This is a genomic window from Ruegeria sp. CDSA077 (genome assembly GCF_059612265.1).
The window spans coordinates 633,453-656,862 of record NZ_JBXWQG010000001.1 but is presented as its reverse complement, the minus strand read 5'-3'; the positions used below and the strand labels follow the sequence as shown (position 1 = coordinate 656,862).

General features: G+C 55.4%; 19 protein-coding genes and 1 tRNA gene. 6 read left to right on the top strand and 14 right to left on the bottom strand.

Going from position 1 to position 23,410, the window contains the following annotated elements:
• Positions 1–20: 20 nt before the first annotated feature.
• The 13 genes from AC2FLE_RS03290 to pyrH form a co-directional block, all read right to left on the bottom strand.
• Positions 21–1,430 (bottom strand): hypothetical protein, encoded by a 1,410-nt coding sequence (locus AC2FLE_RS03290; RefSeq protein ID WP_496695219.1) that lies wholly within the window; start codon positions 1,428–1,430, stop codon positions 21–23.
• Positions 1,427–2,176, bottom strand: a complete 750-nt coding sequence (locus AC2FLE_RS03285) for a methyltransferase domain-containing protein (RefSeq protein WP_496695217.1) — start codon at positions 2,174–2,176, stop codon at positions 1,427–1,429. Before AC2FLE_RS03285 ends, AC2FLE_RS03290 begins: the two co-directional genes overlap by 4 nt.
• Positions 2,177–2,185: 9 nt before the next feature.
• Positions 2,186–2,572, bottom strand: a complete 387-nt coding sequence (locus AC2FLE_RS03280; RefSeq protein WP_496695215.1) for a GtrA family protein — start codon at positions 2,570–2,572, stop codon at positions 2,186–2,188.
• Positions 2,569–3,528, bottom strand: coding sequence for a glycosyltransferase family 2 protein (locus tag AC2FLE_RS03275; RefSeq protein ID WP_496695214.1), 960 nt, complete (start codon positions 3,526–3,528; stop codon positions 2,569–2,571). The genes AC2FLE_RS03280 and AC2FLE_RS03275 overlap by 4 nt, the downstream gene beginning before the upstream one ends.
• 362 nt (positions 3,529–3,890) lie before the next feature.
• Positions 3,891–3,980, bottom strand: a tRNA-Ser gene (locus tag AC2FLE_RS03270).
• An 88-nt stretch (positions 3,981–4,068) separates the two neighbouring features.
• Positions 4,069–6,495, bottom strand: coding sequence for a DUF3772 domain-containing protein (locus AC2FLE_RS03265; protein WP_496695212.1), 2,427 nt, complete (start codon positions 6,493–6,495; stop codon positions 4,069–4,071).
• A complete protein-coding gene (locus AC2FLE_RS03260) occupies positions 6,495–7,529 on the bottom strand; it encodes a cysteine synthase A (RefSeq protein WP_142634220.1) in 1,035 nt (344 codons plus the stop codon). The genes AC2FLE_RS03265 and AC2FLE_RS03260 overlap by 1 nt, the downstream gene beginning before the upstream one ends.
• Before the next feature lie 66 nt (positions 7,530–7,595).
• Positions 7,596–8,714, bottom strand: coding sequence for an NUDIX domain-containing protein (locus AC2FLE_RS03255; RefSeq protein WP_496695210.1), 1,119 nt, complete (start codon positions 8,712–8,714; stop codon positions 7,596–7,598).
• A 28-nt stretch (positions 8,715–8,742) separates the two neighbouring features.
• Positions 8,743–9,183 carry a TrgA family protein gene (locus AC2FLE_RS03250; RefSeq protein WP_496695208.1) on the bottom strand — a complete coding sequence of 147 codons (441 nt, stop codon included), beginning with the start codon at positions 9,181–9,183 and terminating at the stop codon, positions 8,743–8,745.
• Positions 9,184–9,199: 16 nt separating this feature from the next.
• Positions 9,200–10,408, bottom strand: coding sequence for a class I SAM-dependent methyltransferase (locus tag AC2FLE_RS03245; RefSeq protein ID WP_496695206.1), 1,209 nt, complete (start codon positions 10,406–10,408; stop codon positions 9,200–9,202).
• A 69-nt stretch (positions 10,409–10,477) separates the two neighbouring features.
• Positions 10,478–11,902, bottom strand: coding sequence for a cryptochrome/photolyase family protein (locus tag AC2FLE_RS03240; RefSeq protein WP_496695204.1), 1,425 nt, complete (start codon positions 11,900–11,902; stop codon positions 10,478–10,480).
• 48 nt (positions 11,903–11,950) lie between these two features.
• Entirely contained in the window at positions 11,951–13,177 is a 1,227-nt protein-coding gene (locus AC2FLE_RS03235) for an aminotransferase class V-fold PLP-dependent enzyme (RefSeq protein WP_496695202.1), read from the bottom strand.
• A 251-nt stretch (positions 13,178–13,428) separates the two neighbouring features.
• Positions 13,429–14,181 (bottom strand): UMP kinase, encoded by a 753-nt coding sequence (gene pyrH / locus AC2FLE_RS03230; protein ID WP_496695200.1) that lies wholly within the window; start codon positions 14,179–14,181, stop codon positions 13,429–13,431.
• A 95-nt stretch (positions 14,182–14,276) separates the two neighbouring features.
• On the opposite strand from pyrH, the gene miaA reads away from it, so the two are divergent.
• From miaA to AC2FLE_RS03205, 5 genes are all read left to right on the top strand, one after another.
• Positions 14,277–15,170, top strand: coding sequence for a tRNA (adenosine(37)-N6)-dimethylallyltransferase MiaA (gene miaA / locus AC2FLE_RS03225; protein ID WP_496695198.1), 894 nt, complete (start codon positions 14,277–14,279; stop codon positions 15,168–15,170).
• 319 nt (positions 15,171–15,489) lie between these two features.
• Positions 15,490–17,160 (top strand): ABC transporter substrate-binding protein, encoded by a 1,671-nt coding sequence (locus AC2FLE_RS03220; protein ID WP_496690672.1) that lies wholly within the window; start codon positions 15,490–15,492, stop codon positions 17,158–17,160.
• 117 nt (positions 17,161–17,277) lie between these two features.
• Positions 17,278–18,324 carry an ABC transporter permease gene (locus AC2FLE_RS03215; RefSeq protein ID WP_281972213.1) on the top strand — a complete coding sequence of 349 codons (1,047 nt, stop codon included), beginning with the start codon at positions 17,278–17,280 and terminating at the stop codon, positions 18,322–18,324.
• A 13-nt stretch (positions 18,325–18,337) separates the two neighbouring features.
• A complete protein-coding gene (locus tag AC2FLE_RS03210) occupies positions 18,338–19,801 on the top strand; it encodes an ABC transporter permease (RefSeq protein WP_142634239.1) in 1,464 nt (487 codons plus the stop codon).
• Positions 19,802–19,893: 92 nt separating this feature from the next.
• The gene (locus AC2FLE_RS03205) at positions 19,894–21,981 is read left to right on the top strand and encodes a dipeptide ABC transporter ATP-binding protein (protein WP_496695195.1); all 2,088 of its coding nucleotides are present in this window, start codon (positions 19,894–19,896) and stop codon (positions 21,979–21,981) included.
• Positions 21,982–22,122: 141 nt separating this feature from the next.
• Here AC2FLE_RS03205 and AC2FLE_RS03200 read toward each other — a convergent pair whose 3' ends face one another.
• Positions 22,123–22,701 (bottom strand): lytic transglycosylase domain-containing protein, encoded by a 579-nt coding sequence (locus tag AC2FLE_RS03200; RefSeq protein ID WP_271946701.1) that lies wholly within the window; start codon positions 22,699–22,701, stop codon positions 22,123–22,125.
• Between the two features lie 207 nt (positions 22,702–22,908).
• On the opposite strand from AC2FLE_RS03200, the gene ssb reads away from it, so the two are divergent.
• The gene (gene ssb / locus AC2FLE_RS03195) at positions 22,909–23,406 is read left to right on the top strand and encodes a single-stranded DNA-binding protein (RefSeq protein WP_142634245.1); all 498 of its coding nucleotides are present in this window, start codon (positions 22,909–22,911) and stop codon (positions 23,404–23,406) included.
• The last annotated feature ends 4 nt before the right edge of the window (positions 23,407–23,410 follow it).

Sequence of the window (23,410 nt, the reverse complement as noted above, 5' to 3'; positions counted from 1 at the left end):
TGTTACAACTCACCTTTTGATCAGGGCCCCAGATTGGGACGCGGCAAAAGGATAAAGGCCTGGTCACCAGTTGATGCGACAACAGGCGTCGAGACCCAGTCGCCTGGATCGAACGGAGGTGTAATCCCATCGCATCTATCGGGCTGCTTCCAGCACATGATGATCTCGGCCCCGGTCAGATAGTTTAACCGCAACCGCAGCCCCCGTTCGAATTGAACTCTGGCGTCTGCCGCGCCATTCACGCCAAGAAAATGCCCATAGATATATACGGTTTCGACCTGTTCAGGCAGGCTTTGCGCCAATGCGCGCGTTGCTTTTTGCCAAGGCGGGATGAACATAAACGATGTTTTGCCAATGAGCATCAAATTGATCATCAACACGCACATCAACAAGATACGCGAAACACTTAACCATCTTTTTGAAGACTGCAGAAACTGAACCCCACACGTGGTGAGCACGACCCCAAACAAGATCCAAAGCCAGTTCAACGCCCGAACCGGGACCTGCACCCCCGACATCATCGCCTTGAGGATAAGCGGTGCCAGACCAGCAAGTGCAGCCATCAGGATCGCGACGGCAAACATCCGTCTTCGGGTAAACATGAACCCCCAGGCGCCTGCAAATAGGGCCAAGAGCATCAAGCCATAGCTGATTGTCCCTCCGCCCATCGTATAGATGATGGATCGGAGGAATACTTTGACCTTGGTAAGGTTCAGCAGCAGGTCATCGACCGAATTTACTTCGTTCGGCCCACGCCATTCAGCAACCGGAATACCGAATATGCCATGGTAGAAGTAGTTCAGGGTGTAAACACACAGGAGCGCCAGAACCAAGCTGACAAAGAAAATGATCAACGTAACAGCGACGTTTGTATAGGTTTTTGGTGCCTTGTTTGACAGCAGGATCAGTGTCAGCAACAGGAACGGATAGGTCGTGTAGGCCATGAAGGATAAGGGCACTGCCAAGACCAAAAGGGCCAGCGAGACACGATGCGGAAGAAACAGAACTGCCAGGCTGTACAAGGTGATAACCCAGATCCCCGGCAGCAACGTGTTGAACCAGTATGAAATCAGGAATGCTGGAACCGAAAACGCAATGAATAGCGCAAGATAGCCTTTATACCAGATCGGGTCCGAACGCTCCATGATAGCGACTGCCGCCGCAGCCGAGAACAAGCCCCAGGCTATGTTATAGAGATACATGCTTATCTGTGAGGGCCATAGAAATGGCCGGAACTGCCACCAGTAGTTCAACCAACGACCTTCATCCAAGGCCTTGTGGTAGGCAATCTCGGTCCAGCCCAGCAGCGCCGGGAAATCATCATGACGTACGAAAGGGTCGAAAAGCTGTGGCCAGTTGATCAGGAACAACGCAGCGGTGCAAAGCAGGGACAGAAAAAGAAACTCCTGCCGAGATGTTTTTTCCGTCATGATTTGTCGCCATATGACCTTGCAATAACAGAGGCCCGGACCTGCGCGATCGTGGTGACAGCCGACCGGGGCAAGGCACGCACAACCAGCTTGCGTAGGGTCCAGCCTAAACTGCCGACCTCTTTCAACGCGCCGGGCGCGACTTTGGTATCCAGCACGTCCTGAGGCAGCCGGGCTGCCCCTGATTGGTTCGCATAGAGGACAGAATTATACCGATACCAGGGTTCGATCGATTGATCCCCGAACATCTCAGGCCGCAAACAATCATAGGCCGTGTATCCCCGTTCAGCGAACAAACCCTGCCAAAAGGACAGGCGCTGTTCATTTATGTGAAACTCGCCGCCCTGCCCCGGAACGGCGGCTGAGAACAGGACCAGATCGCTATGTGTGGTCAGGCTCTGAACCAGGCTGGCCGACGCGTCATGCGGCAAGTGTTCACCGACCTCAAGCGACTGAGCCAAATCAAACTGGCGTCCAAGCTCGACCGGTTTGGACAGATCTGCACCGATAAACGCCTCAGCCGGTATCGCAAGCTTGTCACGATCCACATAGTCGCCATCGACACCGGCAATATCCTTGCAACCCGCGGCCTGCCACTCCGACAGCCACACACCCCGCCCGCAGCCAAAGTCCACGACACTGTCCGCAGAGATTTTTCCTAGAAGGCAAGCAATTAGCCTGTTTGCGGACCGCCGGGCGCCTTGGTCAATATAGTCAAAGAACTCGTTTGAATAGATATGCGACATTGCCAATCTCTAGGTTGAATTCTGCGGTTTATAGACCCACAGCCGTAGGAACGCGAAGTTGATCACAGGTAGAACAACTACAACGACAGCGGCCGAGACAACTTCGCTCAGGCCAAAACGAGGGCCGGCCAGTCCGGTAATCGCAGCTGAAACCAGCAGCCCAATTCCGACCATGCAAAGAAACCGCCCAAACTGTGCAGGAACCACCAGCGCCTGCCCGAAGGTCCAGACTGTTTGCCCAATATATTGGATCAGGATTGCGGACCCAAAAGCCAATGCATTGGCGATCCAGGGCGAATGAAACACGCCCAACAGGCCCAGATAAGCCAGCATGTAGTAACCAGCCACGCCTAAGCCCACGATGGCAAACCGGATTATGCGGCGCCGTTCGTTCATTTCTGCGCGGTCTTCTCTTCTACTATGGTGTCCGAAATCTCTGAGGTCTCTTGATCTACAAAATAGAGTGGTCGGTTTTTGGCCTCGATATACAGACGTCCGAGATATTCCCCCATGATTCCAAGCGTCAACAGCTGGATACCCGAAAAGAAACTGATCACCAGAACCGTCGACGCCCAACCCGCAACTGCGTTGTAAAGGATCAAGGACCAAAAGACGTAAACCGCCATCAGCGCGGCGATAACCAGTGTCAGAAAGGCCATTCGTGTGGCGATCTGCAGCGGTTTGATCGAAAAACTTGCCAGTGCATCAAGCGCAAAGCGGATCATCTTGGACATCGGGTATTTTGTCTCGCCCGCGATCCGTGGGTCGCGGATGTATTCGATCCCGATTTGACGGAAACCAACCCAAGCGAACATGCCCCGAATGAACCGCGCGCGTTCCGGCATACTCAGAACCGCATCCAGTGCCCGACGGCTGACAAGCCGGAAATCGCCCGTGTCATTTGGAATGGGTACGTCCGAAAGCCGGTTCAATATGCGGTAGAAACCATGAGCTGTTACTTTCTTAAACCAACTTTCGCCTTTTCGCTCACTCCGACGCCCATAAACCACATCATAACCCTGATCCATCATCGCCATCATGTCCGACAAAAGCTCCGGCGGGTCTTGCAGATCGGCATCCAACATGAAAATCCGCTGCCCTTGGGCTGCATTCAGCCCCGCTGTCAGAGCGATCTGGTGACCGCGGTTACCCGATAGCTTCAAACCGCGAATACGCGGATGAAACTCGCTTTGGGCACAGATTGCGCGCCATGTTTCGTCATTAGACCCATCATCCACCAGAATAATCTCGGATTCGGCGTTCCACTGTTCAGTCGCAGCGATCAGGCGCTCCACCAGTATGGGGATCGACTCCTCTTCGTTCATGCATGGAATGACGACAGACAGTAACATCTAACCTCCGGGCGCAATTTTGCTGCGCACCTATCGCAAAACGGACCAGCCAAGGAATAACGTTCACTTGGCGTTGTAGATGTATTGATATCTCAACACACGCATCAGCGAACAAGCCGGGCGCCGAGTTTTCACCTGTAGTTACCCAACCGACACAGGAATAGGCCCTAACCAACATTTTGACTGCCTCGCATCCTGAAATTCCCTTGCCTGAAAGAAACAGTAATTCGGGGCCATCTAAATTGGATGATTTCGCTCAACATGGGTTTTGTGAAACGCTTACCGAGCCTTTTTTGCTCCGGGCTCCAAAACAATGTCTGAGATGTGAAACACCTAAGCGTCCAAGACAAGAGCTGGTGTTGTGGCGGAGAGACAGGGATTCGAACCCTGGAGACGGTCTCCCGCCTACACACTTTCCAGGCGTGCGCCTTCGACCACTCGGCCACCTCTCCGTGCGGGCGTTATTTGGACTATCGCCTGGGGATTTGCAAGGCCCGATTAGTGTAAAATTCTCTGGCTCGTTTCAGGCCCGAACTTGCCTCAGGGTTCGTCACCATCACCGTCGGAAAGATCAGCCTCGGTCAATTCGGCGGGCGAAGAGGCCGGGGGCGCTTTTGTCTCTGAAACAGGCTCAGATGGGGGCATTTGCGCGTTACCTGACGATTGAAGGGCCTCGGGGTTTCGCAGCCAGACATCACGCTGAGCAAACGGTATCTCGATCCCCTCTTCGACAAAGCGGCGATTGATCTCATGGTTCATGTCGGACTTCACCGAAAGAACCCAATTCACATCCCGCAAAATGGCGCGGATTTCAAAGTCCAGAGAATCCGCTCCGAACCCCTGAAACACAACGCTGGGTGCCGGATTCGCCAATACCATCGGATGTGCGTTGGCGATTTCGCCCAGGATTGTCTCAACCACGCGGGTATCGGTACCATAGGCTACCCCGACCGGGACAATGACGCGTCCGATCGTGTTTCCACGGGTATAGTTGGTGACAACACCGCTGATCAGGTCCGAGTTCGGGACAATGACATCTGTTCGATCGAAGGTCTCAATTCGGGTCGAGCGTACCGAGATGTCGCGCACATAACCCATCATCCCGTTTACGTCGATCCAATCGCCTTTTGAGATCGGACGTTCGACCAAAAGAATAATGCCGGACACAAAGTTCGAGACAATGGTTTGCAGACCAAATCCGATCCCGACAGAGAGCGCCCCGGCCACGATGGCCAGAGACGACAGATCGAAACCCGCAACCATGATGGCGACCAAGGCTGCCAGGAAAATACCGACATACCCCGTCCCTGAAACAATCGCGTTTTGACCACCAGGATCAATGCTCGTCTTTGGCAACAAAGAGGTCCGCAACCCACCCTGCAGGGCGCGTGTCAGTCCGTATCCGATCAGGAAGACCACCAGAAAAGTAAAGAAATTACTGGGCGAGACGGTCACGCCCCCAATGTCGAACCCCAAAAGGAGCCGCGACCATGCCTCTAACAAATCGGTCTCGCGTGCGCCCCAGATCAGCGCCAGAACCGGCAGGGCCAAAATGGCCATGGCAAAGCCAATCAGAACCGAAAACAATGTGTCCCGGGCTGCCTCACCCTTGCGGGTTATCAATCCATAAACCGAAGTCAGGAATCGTTGAAGGATGATCAGTGCGGCAATCAGGATCAACGATTTTACCGCTGGAAAAACAATGGCCTCAGCCGCGTTGTTATAACCGATGGCGGCCAGAACTGGGCTGACAACTCCCAACAGGAACAATGCTCGGCGCAAGAATTCGACCAGCTGGATAACCCCGGTTCCACGGGCATTGCCATCAGGTTCTGCCTGCACCTCGGCAAGCCGTATCTGCCGCGCACGCAACAGAACCAGAGCAGTTGCAAGAATAACTGGGAAGCCTACAACCGCGCGCGTCGCATCCGAAGTATTCTCGATCTGTTCGAAAAGGTTCCCAAGATCATGCAAAATGAGAAAAACGGCAAGCAGATCCAGGTAGATTCGAAGCTCGGTGATCCGCTTTGGCGAGAGCTTTCTGAAACCCTGCGCCTGCTGCATTACATAGACCTGACGACCAATCCAGTCGTAGTACAGAACAATGGCCGCCCAGAACGGTACGTTTTGTATCAGAAGGGTTCCCCGCAATCCCAATATCCCCGTCAAGACGACGGCTTTTACCAGCAACAAAACACCCAGCCATGGCAGAATTATCCGAAACAGCGATGTCAGGAATGTCCATACGCCAGTTCCCTGCCCCCCTATGGTACGCAGATAGTTCCCGGCAGCCTCGGACCAACGTTTTCCATAGCCCAGCAAAACAATGGCCACGAAGACCAACAATAGAATTCCAAGCCCCTGTTTGCGAAGCTGCTCATGCACCACATCTGTTTGGTAGTTCTGCACAGCCTCGTTGAAAAGGCTTCGGCCCGCTTCAGTCAGGTCAACCCAGGCTGGTCGCCAATAGCTGGGGTTCAGTGGCGATGGGCCGCGCTCCAACAGCTCTTTTTTCTGCCTATTTCGCAGGATCTGGTCAATTTCTGCGATCAGTCCGTTGGCGCGACTGAAGGCCTCGTCGGAAATGATATGCGGCACCCGCAGCGCGTTCAGTTGGTTTTCAAGATGTGAACGCAGCGTAGCAATGTCTTCCGGTTCGGTGGCATCACCTTCCGGTCCGGGACCCAAAGCCTTGATCTGGCTTTCCAGGGTCTGAATACGTTCGGTATTTGCACCACGCGCGCTGTTGAAAACATCTCGATAGGTATGAATTTCGGATCGCAGATTTTCCAGCGAAGCGTTCGAGGCCCGATTGGCCTCGATCACATCTTCGGCCCGATCCGCCGTTTTTACCCAACCCTGATAGTAGTCACTTTGCCGATCCGAAAGCTGGGCCGTTGCAGGACCAGACAGAACTGCAAACAAAAGTGAAACAAGGGCCAGAAACAGGCGGACCAGCCGCAACATCATACGTCCTCGAAAACGCCCGGAATGCTACGCGGCGCCTCGGTCATCCAATCAGGAACAGGCAATTCTTTTTCGCGCAGGAATTCCGGGTTGAACAGCTTGGATTGATAGCGCGTGCCATAATCACACAGAATCGTAACAATGGTATGGCCCGGACCCAGATCCTTGGCCAGGCGCACGGCGCCAGCCATGTTGATGGCGGTCGATCCGCCCATGACCAGACCTTCGTCGCGCAGAAGGTCAAAGATATAGGGCAACGCTTCGTTATCCGTCATCTGATAGGCGAAATCCGGTTTGAACCCCTCAAGGTTCTTGGTGATCCGCACCTGCCCGATACCTTCCGCGATCGAGCTTCCCTCCATCGCGATCTCACCGGTTTTGTAATAGGAATACAACCCGGCCCCCATCGGATCGACCAATGCGATCTTGACGCCTTTGGGCTGCAGGGCCTCGGCCACACCGGCCAACGTGCCACCTGAACCAACCGCACTGACAAAGCCGTCGACCTTACCGCCGGTTTGCTCCCAGATCTCGGGGCCGGTGGTCTCGACATGGCTCTGACGGTTGGCGACGTTGTCGAACTGATTGGCCCAGATTGCGCCATTGGGTTCCGTCTGCGCCAGTTCTTCAGCCAGACGGCGAGAGTAATGTACAAAGTTGTTCGGGTTGCGATACGGCGCTGCCGGGACCTGAACTAACTGTGCGCCCGCGAGACGCAGCATGTCTTTCTTTTCTTCGGACTGGGTCTCCGGGATCACGATCACGGTCTTGAAGCCCATCGACGCCCCGACAAGCGCCAGACCGATACCGGTGTTTCCAGCGGTGCCTTCAACGATGGTGCCCCCAGGTTTCAGGTCGCCCCGTGCTATGGCATCGCGAATGATATAAAGAGCGGCACGGTCCTTGACCGATTGACCAGGATTCATGAACTCGGCCTTGCCAAGAATTTCACACCCGGTTTCCTCACTGATACGGCGCAGCCGGATCAACGGAGTTTTCCCTACTGCGTCGGCAAGGTCTTTCGCAATGCGCATGGCGCCCTCATTTCTTTACGTATCAACGAAGATTTACAGATGCTACGCAACAACCACAAGCCGCGATCACGCCCCACGCAGCCTGTCTCTGTGCCGAGCCAGCCAATGCGCCAGTGACAATAGCGGCAAATCCTTGAACCCATGCCCGTCGACTTGATCCATGAACTGAGCATAGGGAATGATTTTGGTGCGGATATCCTCACCTTCCGAGGCCAGCCCGCCATCGTCTATCGTTTTCTCAAGATCGGCCAACCCTACGTAAAGATAAACGTATTCGGTGGACGATCCGCTGGACGAATAGGCCTCTCCGGCAAATTCAAGCGACTTGAGGTTGATCTGGGCTTCTTCCATCGCCTCACGCCGCGCAGCCTGTTGCGGCGTTTCACCGGGGTCAATCATGCCTGCAACGGGTTCCCACATCCACGGCTCGGGGTCTTCGATCAGGAAAACCGGCGTCCTAAATTGTTCAACCAAAAGCACCGCGTCACGCCCCGGATCATATGGCAGAACCACCACAGCACTGCCCTGCATCAATCCGTTGCGGTTCAGCACTGACCCCATCGTGCCGTCATTCCGGCGGTGTTGAAGCTGAACCTCCTGCATGCCGAAATAGTCAATATAGGCATGGGTATGCTTGTGTACGATCACATCTTTCTTCGGATCACGCGCGTCACCGGTTCCGCGTTTGCGTGCAGCCAGCTTGGCCCAGGCGCGGGTTCGGATCGACGGAAAACTGCGCGCGATCTTGACGGCATCGGCCTTGCCGTAATAGCCCATGACCTCTTGCGCGGCGGTTAGGGTCAGATCCGCCCACGCGTCTGCCCAGTCCTGCAAGGACCATAGCTCACCGGGCGACCACAGGTCAGGCTCGGGAAAGAACACGCTGACTTCGACAACAGAGCCATCGGGCAGTTCAACGGGCTGCAGCTGCAGATCATAATCAAACCCCCCTTCATAGAAAATCAGTCGCCTGAAATCCTCGGGTTCGAGGCCCTGAACCAGAAGGCCATCCGCAACGCCCCCACGTTCTGGCTGGATCATCGGAAATGCCTCGTCGCGCACGCTGTAAACCGCGTGATCCTTCAGCTTGGCCTCTGACAAAGTCAGGCGTGACAGCGGACGGCCAAGCACCAGTTGCAGCAGTGGCAGATGCCGAAGCGTGCCATAGAAAAACAGATCGTTCACAAGGGTATCTCGCGTTGGTGTTTGGGTGCTAGCGCCAGCGGCGGCTTGCTTCTTCCGTCGCCAAACCGGCGATAAGAGCGCCAATAGCCAAAGTCCACAGAATTTCCGGAGCTAACAACTGTTCGCCATAGCCAACACTGATTTTGAAAATCGCAGTAAGGGCCTCGAACGGTCCATCATAACGGTGGCGCATGGCCAAGCGGAACATCTCATAGGTGCCCTGAACGAAAAGACCCCAAAACACCAGCGAAGCAATGCCTGTCAGTCCGTTATTGACGGCAGCGGTCCACCCTTTGCCGGTCCGTTTACCCATGATTTTCCAACCACACGCGACCCCTAGGGCCATGTTGACGACAGTGAAGTAGCCATAGCTTTTGCCTTCTTCACCATTTGCGATGATCATACTGGAAACCAGAAATGCCACCACCGCCAGACAAAGGGCTGCGACAAGACGTGAGGCGCTGGGCATTCTAAAGGTCCGTTTACTAAGTAGGTTTCGCTATGGTGATCTGTGTCACATCACAGTTGCCGGTGTCAAAGGCCGCGCCGCAAGCAGTCAAATAATAATTCCACATGCGGCGAAAACGCTCATCAAACCCCATTCCCGAAATCTCGTCCCATTTGTCATTGAACGTCTCGTACCAGCGGCGCAGTGTCAGATCATAGCTTTTGCCGAATTCTTTTGACTTCACCACGGTCAGACCCGCATTCGCCACCTGCTCCTGCAGAATTGTCGGAGCCGGAAGCATCCCACCCGGAAAGATATATTTCTGAATGAAATCAACACCATTCTTATACACATCCCAGCGATGATCGCCAACGGTAATGATTTGCAACGTTGCCTGTGCGCCAGGTTTTAAGCGATCACGGATAGTGTCGAAATAAACCGGCCAATATTTCTGACCAACCGCCTCGAACATCTCAATAGAGGCGATCCCGTCATATTGGCCCCGTTCGTCACGATAATCCTGCAGCTTCAGATCAACTAAATCTGTAAGTCCTTCTTTTTCAATACGTTGTCTGGCAAAGCTCAACTGTTCCTTGCTGATCGTCAAGCCTGTGACCCGCAGGCCACGCTCTTTTGCTGCATATTCGGCGAAACCACCCCATCCGCAGCCGATTTCCAAAATATGGTCACCGGGTTTGGCACCCATTTCATCAACCAGACTGGCGTATTTAGCGGTTTGTGCCTTTTCCAAGCTTTCCTGTCCGGTTTCGAACAATGCACTGGAATAGGTCATGGTATCATCCAGCCATAACCCATAGAATTCATTACCTAAATCGTAATGATAAGAGATATTCTTTTTAGCCTGTCGACGGTTGTTTCGATGCAGCCAAAAGCGCAGGCGTTCATAGGCCTGTACCAGAAATTTCCCGGTGAAATCGTCGTACACGGTCTCGGTACCCAGATGCACTAGATCCATGAAGGCACGCAGATCTGGTGTGCTCCAATCGCCTTCCAGATATCCGTCTGAAAACCCCAGCTCACCCTCCCGGATAAGTCGTGCAAATACGTCCGGATTGTGAATATCGACCCGTGCGACAGGCCCAGGGCGTTTGCCTTCGGTTCGAAATACACGACCGTCTGGCAAGGCAATATCAAGCTGCCCCCGCTCCATCTGGTTCAGCATATTCAGAACATGTGCAAAATATCTTGGCAGGTCTGTCTGCCCTTCGATTGTAGTTAGAACCATCCGCTCTCCTCTGTGCGGTTGTTATAGAAGGCTAAAACGAGTTTGTGTTTCTGGCAAGTTTTCAGTTCTTTACCGGCTTTTTCGGCCCTCATAGGCCGACAAGGCACGCGCGCGTCCTTCGGCCAAACCCACAACAGGGTTTGGGTATGGCGCAGACGGATCAAGACCCCACTTGCAGGGAATGGCTTCAAAATAATCAAGTGCGCTCGAGGGCGGGTTTGACTGTCCTTCGGCCACCCATTTCCGTACATAGTCGCAATGGGGATCATATTTTTTTTGCTGCGCCTCGGGGTTAAAGATACGGAAAAACGGGGACGCATCTGGGCCGGACCCAGCAACCCATTGCCAACCCATCGCATTTGAGGCCGGATCCCAATCGGTCAGGCAATCGGAAAACCAGCCCATACCGATTTTCCAGTGCGCCATCAGATGTTTGGTCAAATAGCTGGCGACAATCATCCGGGCGCGATTGTGCATGCGACCTGTGACGTACATCTGTCGCAACCCAGCATCGACCACGGGAATGCCTGTCCTTGCCTGCTTCCAAGCAATGATCTCGGGGCTAGAGGCGTTTTGGCCCCAAGGGAACTGATCCCATTCCGGTTTCCAGTTGTTGCTTAACAAATGAGGCGTATGGAACATCAAATGATAGGCAAATTCACGCCAAACCAACTGCCGCAAATAGGCTTCGGTACCGGACATGCCGAACATCTCTGCGCCCTGAAGGGCGTGCCAGACGCTACGTGGTCCAATCTCACCAAGCGATAGATATTCGGAAATGCCCGACGTTCCATCCTCGGCCAGCTGATCCCGGGCTTCGGGATACCCCGAAAGCCGTTCCAAGAACCGATGGAGCGTTTTGAACGCTGCGTCTTCCCCTGGCTGTACATAGCGGGCGCAAACTGATGCCCCGCGGTTCATTCCCGCGGCCAATCCCCACGACTCCAGAGTATCTGTATGCGGCCATTCCTTCGGCGGGGTCAGCGCGGCGGGTCGCGCATGTGGGAATGGAACCTCGCGTTTCTGTACCGATCGCCACATTGGTGTAAACACGCGAAAAGGCGTTCCGGTCTTGGTCTGGACGGTCCAGGGCTCAAAAAGCAGGTGCCCGGAAAACGATTTGGGCTGTACGCCCAGTCTGGTCAGAGCCGTCTTGATCCTTGTATCTCGGGCAATCGTGTCCGGATCGTAAGCCCGAGACCAATAGACCTCGGTGGATCCGGTTTTCTTGATCAGGTTTTGCAGAACCTCCAATGCATCCCCGCGCCGCAAGATCAGACGGCTTCCCAACTGCGCCAACGCGCGGTCAAACACCTCCAGGCCCTTGCCGAGGCGCCATTTAGGAGCCGCACCCAAGGCCTGCCCAAGATCGTCGAAAATATAGACCGGAATGATTGGCCGCCCGGTTGCCGAAGCAGCGCTGAGTGCAGGATGGTCCGACAGTCGCAAATCCTGTCGGAACCACATAATTATCGGCGGGCTCTTGGGTCCCATGACTGCTCCGTATTGTTTACCTTTCTACGCAGCAGTGTCAGAACTGGATCACAAAACAGCGTCCAACGCATTCAAAAGCTGATCAATTTCCTGTTTCGATGTGTAATGCGTAAAGCTGACTCGCAAAACACCTTGACCCAGATCCACACCCATGGCCTGCAAAGGACGCACGGCATAGAAATCTCCGCCACCGGCCATAACCCCATGCGAGGCAAGACTGGCAGCAACAGATTCAGCATTTCGGTTCAGCGCCAGCGCCACCGTTGGCGCACGCCGCGAGGCATCAGAGGTTCCGATCAGACGGGCTGCATTGCGATCTTTAACCGCATCCAGAACCGGTTGTAGCAGGGCGATCTCGTGCCCGCGCATCAGGTCGTGGACAAACGCCCCCCGCGCTGCAGCACCAGTTCCGGGTCCGTCATGATGTTCGCATAGTAGATCGACGTAATCCGCCATGCCCGCGCTGGCGGCGATCTGTGCGTGATCCGGCCCTGCAGGGGTAAATCGTTGATAAAGAACATCGCCGTTGAAATAGTGCCCCTGATTGGGCAACAGCTCCCCCAATGCCCGGCGGATCACCATGCATCCCTGATGAGGACCATAGGTTTTATACGCCGAAAACAGATAGATATCCGGTCCCAGATCACCGACATTCGGAAATCCATGCGGCGCGTAAGAGACACCGTCGACGCAGACAAACGCGCCTGCCGCATGTGCAATCGCAGTTATCTCGGTAACCGGATTGATTTCCCCGACCACGTTCGAACAATGCGGAAAACAGACCAGACGCACCTTTTCGTCCAGAATGTCCTCAAGATCCTGCGGGTTCAGAGACCCGGATTCGGGGTCTATCTGCCATTCGCGAACCTCTATGCCTTCATCAGCAAGACGGCGCCAAGGCCCCGAATTGGCCTCATGATCTTGATTTGTCACGACAATCGCATCACCCGGCTGCATCCACTGTCGGAATGCCTGCGCCAGAACATAGGTGTTCTGCGTGGTCGACGGGCCAAAGCTCAGTTCATCTGCATCCACACCCATGATCGCAGCCATTCGGGCGCGGGCCTCGTCCATTTCCTCTCCGGCCAGACGGCTGGCATCATAGGGGGCATAGGGCTGTACCTTGCGCTGGGTGTAATAGCGCGTCAAACGATCAAGCACCGGCTTGCAAGTATATGATCCACCAGCATTTTCGAAAAATGCCTGTCCCTGCAGGCTGGGTTCGGAAAAAGCCGGGAACTGCGACCGAACAAAATTGATATCCAGAGTGCTCATGGCACGTGCCTCCTTGATCATGCTTGCCTATCCAAGAGGTGCCCGAGCATGATTTCGGAACCCTCAGAAATCATGGCAGGTCTTCCAGCCCAGCCGACACGTTCAGGTGCCCGCAGAACCTGCGCCTTTGCCGCGCAAGTACGCCGACAAATTGCCCACAGCTTTTGCCATCGTCAAGAACACTGTGCCCTGAACCAAAGAAAAAGCCGGGCAATTATGCCCGGCCTTGAAAATGAGTACCGTTCGGGTGTCTAGCCCTGAACTTTTGTGTAGGTTCCCTCACCGGCTAGGATACCGCGGAAACCGCCCGGCTCATCCAATCCGAATACGATCAGAGGCAGGTTATTGTCGCGCGCTAGCGCAATGGCCGATGCATCCATGACTTTCAGCCGCTTTGCCAACACGTCATCGTAGCTGACCGTGTCATAACGCACCGCATCCGCATGTTCTTTGGGGTCTTTGTCATAGACACCGTCCACGCCGTTCTTACCCATAAAGATCGCCTCGCAAGCCATCTCATTGGCGCGCAGTGTCGCTGCAGTATCTGTGGTGAAATACGGATTCCCTGTTCCAGCGGCAAAGATGCAGACCCGTTTCTTTTCCAGATGCCGCACAGCGCGGCGGCGGATGTAAGGCTCGCAAACCTCATCCATACGAATGGCCGAGATCACACGAGTAAACACGCCAACCTCCTCAAGCGCCGATTGCATGCCAAGCGCATTCATGACCGTAGCCAGCATACCCATGTAATCCGCCGTCGTCCGTTCCATCCCCTGAGCTGAACCGCTGAGACCGCGAAAGATGTTGCCACCACCGATGACCATACAAATCTCGACCCCTAGATCGTGAACTGACTTTACCTCTTGCGCGATGCGCTGGACGGTGGGCGGATGCAGGCCAAAACCCTGATCTCCCATCAGCGCCTCGCCCGAAATCTTCAGCATCACTCGGCTGTATTTCGCCTTGGTTGTATCGACAGTGTCGGTTGTGGGGGAAAGGGTCATGTTGCGCTCCGGGCTGGCACGGGTTTAATTCCGGCGCAAAATGAAGCAAAAGCTCCGCGGGTTCAATGCGGATGATGAGGAATGAGGCAACCTGAATGGCCAATGCCAAGATGACGCAGTTTTGGGACCGCCTTCCCCCTATTCCTGGCGACAAACCCGTCTTGATCGCCGGGCCTACCGCATCGGGGAAATCAGCATTGGCGCTGAAGATCGCCGAAACGTTCGGCGGCGTGATCGTCAATGCAGACGCAAGCCAGGTTTATGATTGCTGGCGCGTGATCTCGGCGCGTCCCTCCGCCGAGGAAGAAGACCGCGCGCCGCATCTGCTTTATGGTCATGTGCCTTATGATCAGGACTATTCGACTGGCCACTGGTTGCGCGAGGTCAAGCCATTGCTGTCCGGCGGAAAGCGCCCCATCATTGTGGGCGGTACAGGTTTGTATTTTTCTGCCCTGACCGAAGGTATGGCCGATATCCCGGCGACTCCGACCAAAGTTCGGGCTGCCGCGGATCAACTGGACCTAGCTACACTGATTGATGGGGTCGATGCCAAAACCCTGGCCGGGATTGACACCCGGAATCGCGCCCGCGTTCAACGTGCGTGGGAAGTTCAGCAAGCCACCGGGCGCAGCTTGCGGGACTGGCAAGCCGACACCCCTCCTCCGGTTCTGAACCCGCAAGACGCCGTGCCCATTGTGTTTGATGTCGACAAAGAATGGCTATTGGATCGGATCAGGCGCCGGTTTGACCTGATGCTGGAAAGTGGTGCTTTGGAAGAAGTTGAGGCGATGCGAAACCGGTATGACGCCTCGCTGCCGTCTTTCAAGGCCATCGGCGTTCCCGAGTTGGTAGCCTATCTTGAAGGCCGTATCACACTGGATGACGCGCGCGAGCGTGCCACAATCTCGACCCGTCAATTTGCCAAACGTCAGCGCACATGGTTTCGCGCACGCATGAAAAACTGGATTCGCGTTGATTTATCAAAGTGATACTTAACGTAGTTACAAACCCATTTTCAGGACACCAACCGCAGATTCGAAGTGATCGAATCTGATTGGCGGTCACTATTCGAATTACCCAGAGCACAGATTAAGCATCCGCGATGACGGAAACTTCGGCCGCAACATGTCGCTTTTGTGCAGTTGATGACGATTTCCGACATTGACCTCATGGGAAATCTGGTGCCGAATGACGCCATGGGGATGCTGCTTATCCAAAAAAGAACACACGAACCTGCTGCCTGGCACCAACTGGTCTGAGCGGTTCAGAGCTACTTCATCAAAATCGATGTCACAGGGAGAGACATTAATGAAACACCAAACCATTACCGGAGCGCCGATCCATCGTGCCGCGGAAATGCACGCGCAAGAGTACCGCGACGGGCAACTAAGCCGCCGCGAGTTTTTGGCGCGCGTGACGGCATTGGGGGTTACCGTCCCCGCCGCCTATGGAATGATCGGCCTGGCGTCTCCGGCACAAGCACAAGAGCCACCGCGCGGTGGAACTATCCGCTATCAGATGGAAGTGCGCGGCCTGAAAGATCCACGTACTTATGACTGGACGCAAATTGCGACCTTCACGGCTGGCTGGCTGGAATATCTGGTCGAATACAACAATGACGGTTCGTTCAAGCCGATGTTGCTGGAAAGCTGGGAATCCAACGATGACGCGACTGAGCACACGCTGAACGTTCGCAAAGGCGTCAAGTGGAACAATGGTGATGACTTCACCGCAGCGGATGTCGCCCGCAACATCGAAATGTGGTGTGACGCGGCAGTCGAGGGGAACTCGATGGCATCGCGCATGTCATCCCTGGTTGACGAGGCAACCCAGAAAGCGGGTGAAGGTGCAATCACTGTGGTCGATGATCACACGGTCAAGCTGACCTGCAACACGCCCGATATCACGATCATTCCTGGTATGGCCGACTATCCGGCAGCCATCGTGCACAGCAGCCACGATCCCAACAATATGCTGGCCAACCCGATTGGCACTGGCTTCATGATCCCTGAAAGCCACGAAGTGGGCGTAAAGGGTGTACTGGTCCGCAATGAAGAGCACGACTGGTGGGGATATGCTGCGGGCAAGGGTGGCTATATCGATCGGATCGAATTCATCGACTACGGCACAGACCCAGCGGCCTTCCTGGCTGCTTATGAGGCCGAAGAGATCGACATGAACTGGGAGTCGGTCGGCGAATTCGTCGACATCTTTGACAGCATCGGTCTGACACGGTCCGAGATCCCATCGGGCTTTACCATCGTCATCCGCCCGAACCAGCTGGCCGAAGATGCCGACGGCAACAAGATCTACGCCGACAAACGTGTGCGGCAGGCCCTGGCCATGGCCGTCGACAACGCCGTTTGCCTGGAGCTGGGCATGTCGGGATACGGCATTCCTGCCGACAACTGCCATGTTGGCCCGATGCACCCGGAATATGACTCGGCTGTGACCCGCCTGCCCTTCGATCCCGCAGCGGCCAAAGCGCTGATGGACGAGGCCGGAATGGGTGACTTCGAGCATGAGGTTCAGTCCATCGACGACGACTGGCGCCGCAACACGACCGCGGCCGTGGTCGCTCAGTTGAACGATGCGGGCATCAAGGCACGTCATACAGTTCTTCCGGGTTCGACCTTCTGGAACGACTGGACGAAATACGCCTTCTCGTCGACCAACTGGAACCACCGCCCGCTGGGCACGCAGGTTCTGGCGCTGGCCTACAAATCGGGCGTAGCCTGGAACGAGGCTGGTTTCGCCAATGACGAGTTCGACGCGCTTCTGGCAGAGGCAAACTCGATCGCGGATGTCGACAAACGTCGCGAAGTCATGGCCAAGCTGCAGGCGATCATGATCGAAGAAGGCGTGACCATCCAACCCTATTGGCGGACGGCGATGCGTCACCACCGGGACAATATGGTTGGGGTTGAAAAGCACATCGCCGACCTGCCACAAATCTATAAGTTCGGCATTCTTTCCTAAGCCGACAGATACAAGCCGCGCCGATTGGGCGCGGCTTTTTCGTCCGTATCGTGGCGACCAAAAAACAGCGAAGTGTGGGGCTTTTGACACCTGCACTGGCCACCAACAGGGGCTAATATGGGACTATTCATTCTAAAGCGTGTCGGCATCATGCTCATCACAGCTTTGTGCCTGACATTCTTGGTCTTCTTCCTCACCAACCTGTATCCAAACCTCGAAAAGCTTGCGAAAACGCAGGGCAATTTTCGTATGTCCGACGAACAGGTTGAAAGCTATCTGCTGAAAAACGGGTATCTGCAGCCGACGCCGATCAAATACGGCGAGTGGTTGGGCGTGCTGCCATCCTATCGGCACACCAACGACGACGGCAGTGTGCAAGGAAGATGTATCCTGCCCGGCGAAACTGCAGAAAGCTCGCCAAGTTTCTGCGGCATCCTGCAGGGATACTGGGGATACTCGTCCGTTTTCAAAGAGGAAGTTTCGAAAGTTGTTGGCACTCGGCTGGCCCTGACCGGTCGGTTGATGCTTTGGGTTATGTTGCTGATGGTCCCCTCGGCGCTGATCCTTGGGGTTCTGGCGGGTATGAAAGAAGGATCGGCCACCGACCGAACCCTTTCAACATTCGCCATCACGACGACAGCGACCCCGGAATATGTCTCGGGCGTGATCTTTATCGCGATCTTCACTTCGTCTGCCGTTGGCCTGAAATGGTTCAAAGGCACCGCGACACAGGCGATGGAGAACCCGACCTTTGAGAACTTCTTTCTACCGGTACTGACTATTGCTCTCTACGGGATGGGCTATATCGCTCGTATGACCCGCGCCTCGATGACCGAGGTGATGACGGCGCAATATATCCGTACCGCGCGGCTCAAAGGTGTTTCCTTCCCGAATATCGTCATGAAGCACGCGCTGCGAAACGCGCTGATCGCACCGTTCACAGTCATCATGCTGCAGTTTCCCTGGCTGCTGAACGGCGTGGTGATCGTCGAGACCCTGTTTAACTATAAAGGGTTCGGCTGGGCGCTGGTTCAGGCAGCAGGCAATAACGACATCCAGCTGCTGCTGGCGATTTCGGTCGTGTCGGTCTTTGTGGTGCTGGTAACGCAGCTGATCTCGGATATCGGCTATGTCTACCTCAACCCACGCATCCGAATTTCGTAAGGAGGGACAGAACATGGAACCACTTACCTGGACCGGCTCTATCGCCATTCTGAACCCCTTGCTGATGATCGCACTGGTTGCACTAGGGGTATCAATCATCGTCTGGATCTTGGGCAGCATCGTGTTGCCCGAAACGCCGGTCGTCGTGAATATCGACGGCACAATCAATGCAGATACCGGCCTGCGCGGCCTGACGCAGATCGCGCTAAGATACAGCTTTTTCGCCTGCGTTGCGCTGTGTCTGGCATATGTGGTGCTTGGCATTTTGATGGGGACAAGCGCCGGGATTATCGGAGCGATCTCTCGGCAGTTTTTACCTGTCTGGATGTCGCTGATCATCCTGTTTGCAATGTCGATCGCCTTCAAGCGCAAGCTGGGCCTTTACGGCAAACTGTTCGACAGCCCCATCGGCATGATCGGTTTTGGCCTTGTGATGTTCTGGGTCTTTACCGGCATTTTTGGTGCGTTGGACCTGATCGTCACGCATGATCCGCTGGCGCAAGTTTCAGGTATGAAGAACAAGTTGCCCGGAACTCCAATGCCCAGCACTGAGGACGGAACATATTCCTGGTATCTGCTAGGTGGGGACAATCTGGCCCGCGATGTGTTCAGCCGGATGGTCAAAGGGGCATGGATCGTGGTGCAGATCGCACCGATGGCAACCATATTTGCCTTCATGGTCGGGATTACTTTGGGCCTGCCTGCGGGGTTTTATGGCGGACGTCTGGACACATTCCTGTCCTTCCTGGCAAACCTGATCTTGGCCTTCCCGGTAATCCTGCTGTTCTATCTGCTGGTCACGCCCGAGATCGTGGCAACCGGTGTGCCGAACTATATGGCAGCTGTGTTGTTCGTCTTTCCGATCCTGTTTCTTTGCGTCCTGCTGAATTCGCGGTTCTATACGCGGCCCAATTTCCGCACACCTCTGCTGATCGGAGTGTTGGGCATCGCGATGTGGCTCTATCTATCTCTGATTTCAACAGACGGCTACATCATCGAAACCAACAGCTACAACATCTGGGGACTGCCCACCTATCTGGACCTATTCAATATCCCCGGCGGCATTCTGGTCGTGTTCGTTTCGGTGGTTTTCGTAAACTCACCCACGGTATTCCGTATCGTGCGTGGCCTGGCGTTGGACATCAAAACCCGCGATTATGTTGCCGCAGCGCAAACCCGTGGTGAAGGTCCATGGTACATCATGCTTTGGGAAATCCTGCCCAATGCGCGCGGGCCGCTGATCGTCGATTTCTGTCTGCGCATTGGCTATACGACCATCCTTTTGGGAACCTTGGGATTCTTTGGCCTCGGGCTACCACCCGAAAGTCCCGATTGGGGGTCGACGATCAATGAAGGGCGCAAGCTCTTGTCGATCTATCTGCACCCTGCCCTGCCACCTGCGCTGGCGCTGTTGACACTGGTTCTTGGGTTGAACCTGTTGGCTGATGGCCTGCGCGAAGAAAGTCTGAAGGACTGATGTATGAGCGGCCGGGGGCCCTGCCCCCGGACCCCCGAGGTATTTTTGGCCAGATGAAGGGGATCCCCGGGATCTGGTGAGGAGCAACACAGATGACCAAACTTGCGTCCTATGAGGGCCCGATATTGGAGATCGACAAGCTGTCGATTTCGTTTTTCACGCGGTTGCGCGAGATCCCTGCAGTGATGGATTTTTCGGTCAGCGTGCAGCCTGGTGAAGCTGTGGGGCTGGTTGGGGAATCGGGGTGCGGGAAATCCACCGTTGCGTTGGGCGTCATGCAGGATCTGGGCAAGAACGGGCGTGTTGTTGGCGGATCCATCAAGTTCAAGGGTCGTGACCTATCCGAGATGACGGCCGAAGAACTGCGCGATATTCGCGGCAATGAAATAGCCATGATCTATCAGGAACCTATGGCCAGCCTGAACCCCGCGATGAAGATCGGTCGGCAGCTGATGGAAGTACCGATGATCCACGAGGGCGTCAGCAAGGACGAGGCCTATGCCCGTGCGCTGGAAGTGGTCACCGATGTACGCCTGCCCGACCCTGAACGGATGCTGAATTCTTTCCCCCACCAGCTGTCGGGAGGCCAGCAGCAGCGCATCGTGATCGCGATGGCGCTGATGTCCAAGCCATCGTTGCTGATCCTGGACGAGCCCACCACCGCGCTTGACGTGACCGTCGAGGCCGCGGTGGTCGAGCTGGTCAAGGATCTGGGCAAGAAATACGGCACCTCTATGCTGTTCATCAGCCACAATCTGGGGCTGGTGCTGGAAACCTGCGACCGGCTGTGCGTGATGTATTCCGGCGAAGCGGTCGAGCGCGGCTCGATCAAGGATGTGTTCGACGAAATGCAGCACCCCTATACGCAGGCGCTCTTCCGGTCGATTCCACTGCCGGGTGCGGACAAGAACGCGCGCCCGCTGGTGGCCATTCCGGGCAATTTCCCCCTGCCCCATGAGCGCCCTCCGGGCTGCAACTTTGGCCCACGCTGCGACTATTTCGAGGAAGGTCGCTGTGACGCGCAGAACATTCTGATGGAGGCCGTGCCAGGCAATGACCGGCATCATACCCGCTGTCTGAAATTTCAGGAGATCGACTGGAACGCGCCCATCACCCTGGCCGAGCAAAAGGAAAAAGGTGAGATTGGCCGCGTTGTTCTAAAGATGGAAAATCTCAAGAAATACTATGAGGTTGCGGCAAATGCACTGTTCGGAGGCGGCGAAGCGAAGGTAGTCAAAGCCAACGAAACGCTGAGCTTTGAGGCGCATGAATCCGAGACACTCGCCATTGTGGGCGAATCAGGCTGCGGCAAATCCACCTTTGCCAAAGTTCTTATGGGGTTGGAGACGGCCACGGACGGGCAGATCCTGCTGGACAACCGCAATATCGAGGACGTGCCCATCGAAGAGCGCGACGCCAAGACGGTGGGCGAGGTTCAGATGGTGTTCCAGAATCCGTTCGACACGTTGAATCCTTCGATGACCGTGGGCCGTCAAATCATCCGCGCTCTGGAAATCTTTGGCGTCGGTAAGTCCGAGGCCGAGCGCAAGAAGCGGATGCTCGAACTGTTGGACTTGGTGAAACTGCCCCGCGCCTTTGCCGAGCGGATGCCGCGACAGCTTTCGGGTGGTCAGAAACAGCGTGTCGGCATCGCCCGCGCCTTTGCCGGGGATGCGCGGATCGTGGTGGCGGATGAGCCGGTCTCGGCGCTGGATGTATCGGTGCAGGCGGCGGTAACCGACCTGCTGATGGAGATCCAACGCGAGCACAAAACCACACTGCTGTTCATCAGCCACGACCTGTCGATCGTGCGCTATCTCAGCGACCGGGTGATGGTGATGTATCTGGGCCATGTGGTCGAGCTGGGCACCACTGATCAGGTGTTTTCGCCGCCCTATCACCCCTATACAGAAGCCCTGCTGAGCGCGGTCCCCATCGCCGATACATCGGTCGAGAAGCAGCACATCGTCTTGGAAGGCGACATCCCATCAGCGATGAACCCGCCTCCTGGCTGTCCGTTTCAGACCCGCTGTCGCTGGAAATCCGAAGTCCCCAACGGTCTTTGCGAAAGAGATGTCCCACCCGTGAAAACCCTGGCAGACGGTCATCAGGTCAAATGCCATCTGGCAGACGACATCCTGGCACGTATGGAACCCGTCATAAAAATCGCCGCTGAGTAATGGGATTGGGTACGCAACAAGGGCGTCGGTAAGGTGGTTCCGGCGCCCTAATTAAGCGACACGACCTCGAGCAGCCTGTCACTGAACGCGCTGATTTGGCCAAGCCGCATCACCTGTTGATCCGGCAATTCATCGGGCGGCCTAACCGCCCCAAATCACCTTCACGTAATTCTGGGTTTCCTTGTAGGGTGGTACGCCACCGTGTTTTTCAACAGCCTGAGGTCCGGCATTATAGGCGGCCAGCGCAAGCCGCCAGGATTTGAACTTGCGGTATTGCCAGGACAAATACCGGGCCCCACCTTCAAGATTCTGTTTCGGGTCGCGCGGGTTCACGCCCAATAATTGCGCGGTCCCGGGCATCAACTGGGCCAGACCCAACGCGCCTTTATGTGACACGGCATGCGGATTCCATCCACTTTCCTGCTGAACAAGGCGCAGGAACAGTTCTTCGGGAACATCGTGTTTACGAGCCGCTTGCCGCGCCATCGTCAGGTACTCACCCCGATAGTTGCCGGAATATCGCTTACTGAATTGTGGTTGAGGCGTCTTAGGCTTCAACCGATCTGAATCGCGGTACTGGGTGGCCGCACGGCCGTCCAAATATTTGGATTGCTTCAGAAAGATGTCCTTACGGCTTTTGGTAGACAGCGTATCCGCCGCAGCGAGTCCACAGGTCAACGCAAAGCATAGAACCGATAAAAAACCAAATCTGAAACGCATTAATGCCTGTCCCGCACTGTCACGAACCCGAGTGAGTATATGTATTTCAGCCAATAATGAAAGCATGGTAAATTTTCTCTGTGCAAACTCCCGACCAGTTCATTTCTCATGATCCATGTTCCAACCATGGTTCAGGGCGTATAGGGTCTCAGAAATACACAGCGCCAGATTCGGGCGCACTCAAGTCAGTTAAGAACGGGGAAATACATGGCGGGTTCTGTCAACAAGGTCATTCTGGTAGGAAATCTGGGGCGCGATCCCGAGGTACGGTCGTTCCAGAACGGTGGCAAGGTCTGCAATCTGCGCATCGCCACTTCCGAGACCTGGAAAGACCGCAACACCGGCGAACGCCGCGAGCGGACAGAATGGCACTCGGTCGCGATTTTTTCAGAACCATTGGCCCGCATTGCCGAGCAATATCTGCGCAAGGGCAGCAAAGTTTATATCGAAGGTCAGCTGGAAACCCGCAAGTGGCAGGATCAGTCCGGTCAGGACCGCTATAGCACTGAGGTGGTTTTGCGCCCCTATCGCGGCGAGCTGACTTTGCTGGATGCGCGTGGAGAAGGCGGCGGCGGTGGCGGTGGTCAATCCGGCGGTTACGGTGGCGGCCAGGCAGGTGGTGGCTATGGTGACCCCTATGGCGGACAATCCAGCGCCCCGGCACCCGCATCTGGTGGAATAGACGACGACGAGATTCCGTTCTAGGCAC

Coding starts and splice junctions, on each gene's coding strand:
- AC2FLE_RS03290 (WP_496695219.1), bottom strand. CDS start 1,430: ATGACGGAAAAAACATCTCGGCAGGAGTTTCTTTTTCTGTCCCTGCTT.
- AC2FLE_RS03285 (WP_496695217.1), bottom strand. CDS start 2,176: ATGTCGCATATCTATTCAAACGAGTTCTTTGACTATATTGACCAAGGC.
- AC2FLE_RS03280 (WP_496695215.1), bottom strand. CDS start 2,572: ATGAACGAACGGCGCCGCATAATCCGGTTTGCCATCGTGGGCTTAGGC.
- AC2FLE_RS03275 (WP_496695214.1), bottom strand. CDS start 3,528: ATGTTACTGTCTGTCGTCATTCCATGCATGAACGAAGAGGAGTCGATC.
- AC2FLE_RS03265 (WP_496695212.1), bottom strand. CDS start 6,495: ATGTTGCGGCTGGTCCGCCTGTTTCTGGCCCTTGTTTCACTTTTGTTT.
- AC2FLE_RS03260 (WP_142634220.1), bottom strand. CDS start 7,529: ATGCGCATTGCGAAAGACCTTGCCGACGCAGTAGGGAAAACTCCGTTG.
- AC2FLE_RS03250 (WP_496695208.1), bottom strand. CDS start 9,183: ATGCCCAGCGCCTCACGTCTTGTCGCAGCCCTTTGTCTGGCGGTGGTG.
- AC2FLE_RS03245 (WP_496695206.1), bottom strand. CDS start 10,408: ATGGTTCTAACTACAATCGAAGGGCAGACAGACCTGCCAAGATATTTT.
- AC2FLE_RS03240 (WP_496695204.1), bottom strand. CDS start 11,902: ATGGGACCCAAGAGCCCGCCGATAATTATGTGGTTCCGACAGGATTTG.
- AC2FLE_RS03235 (WP_496695202.1), bottom strand. CDS start 13,177: ATGAGCACTCTGGATATCAATTTTGTTCGGTCGCAGTTCCCGGCTTTT.
- pyrH (WP_496695200.1), bottom strand. CDS start 14,181: ATGACCCTTTCCCCCACAACCGACACTGTCGATACAACCAAGGCGAAA.
- miaA (WP_496695198.1), top strand. CDS start 14,277: ATGGCCAATGCCAAGATGACGCAGTTTTGGGACCGCCTTCCCCCTATT.
- AC2FLE_RS03220 (WP_496690672.1), top strand. CDS start 15,490: ATGAAACACCAAACCATTACCGGAGCGCCGATCCATCGTGCCGCGGAA.
- AC2FLE_RS03215 (WP_281972213.1), top strand. CDS start 17,278: ATGGGACTATTCATTCTAAAGCGTGTCGGCATCATGCTCATCACAGCT.
- AC2FLE_RS03210 (WP_142634239.1), top strand. CDS start 18,338: ATGGAACCACTTACCTGGACCGGCTCTATCGCCATTCTGAACCCCTTG.
- AC2FLE_RS03205 (WP_496695195.1), top strand. CDS start 19,894: ATGACCAAACTTGCGTCCTATGAGGGCCCGATATTGGAGATCGACAAG.
- AC2FLE_RS03200 (WP_271946701.1), bottom strand. CDS start 22,701: ATGCGTTTCAGATTTGGTTTTTTATCGGTTCTATGCTTTGCGTTGACC.
- ssb (WP_142634245.1), top strand. CDS start 22,909: ATGGCGGGTTCTGTCAACAAGGTCATTCTGGTAGGAAATCTGGGGCGC.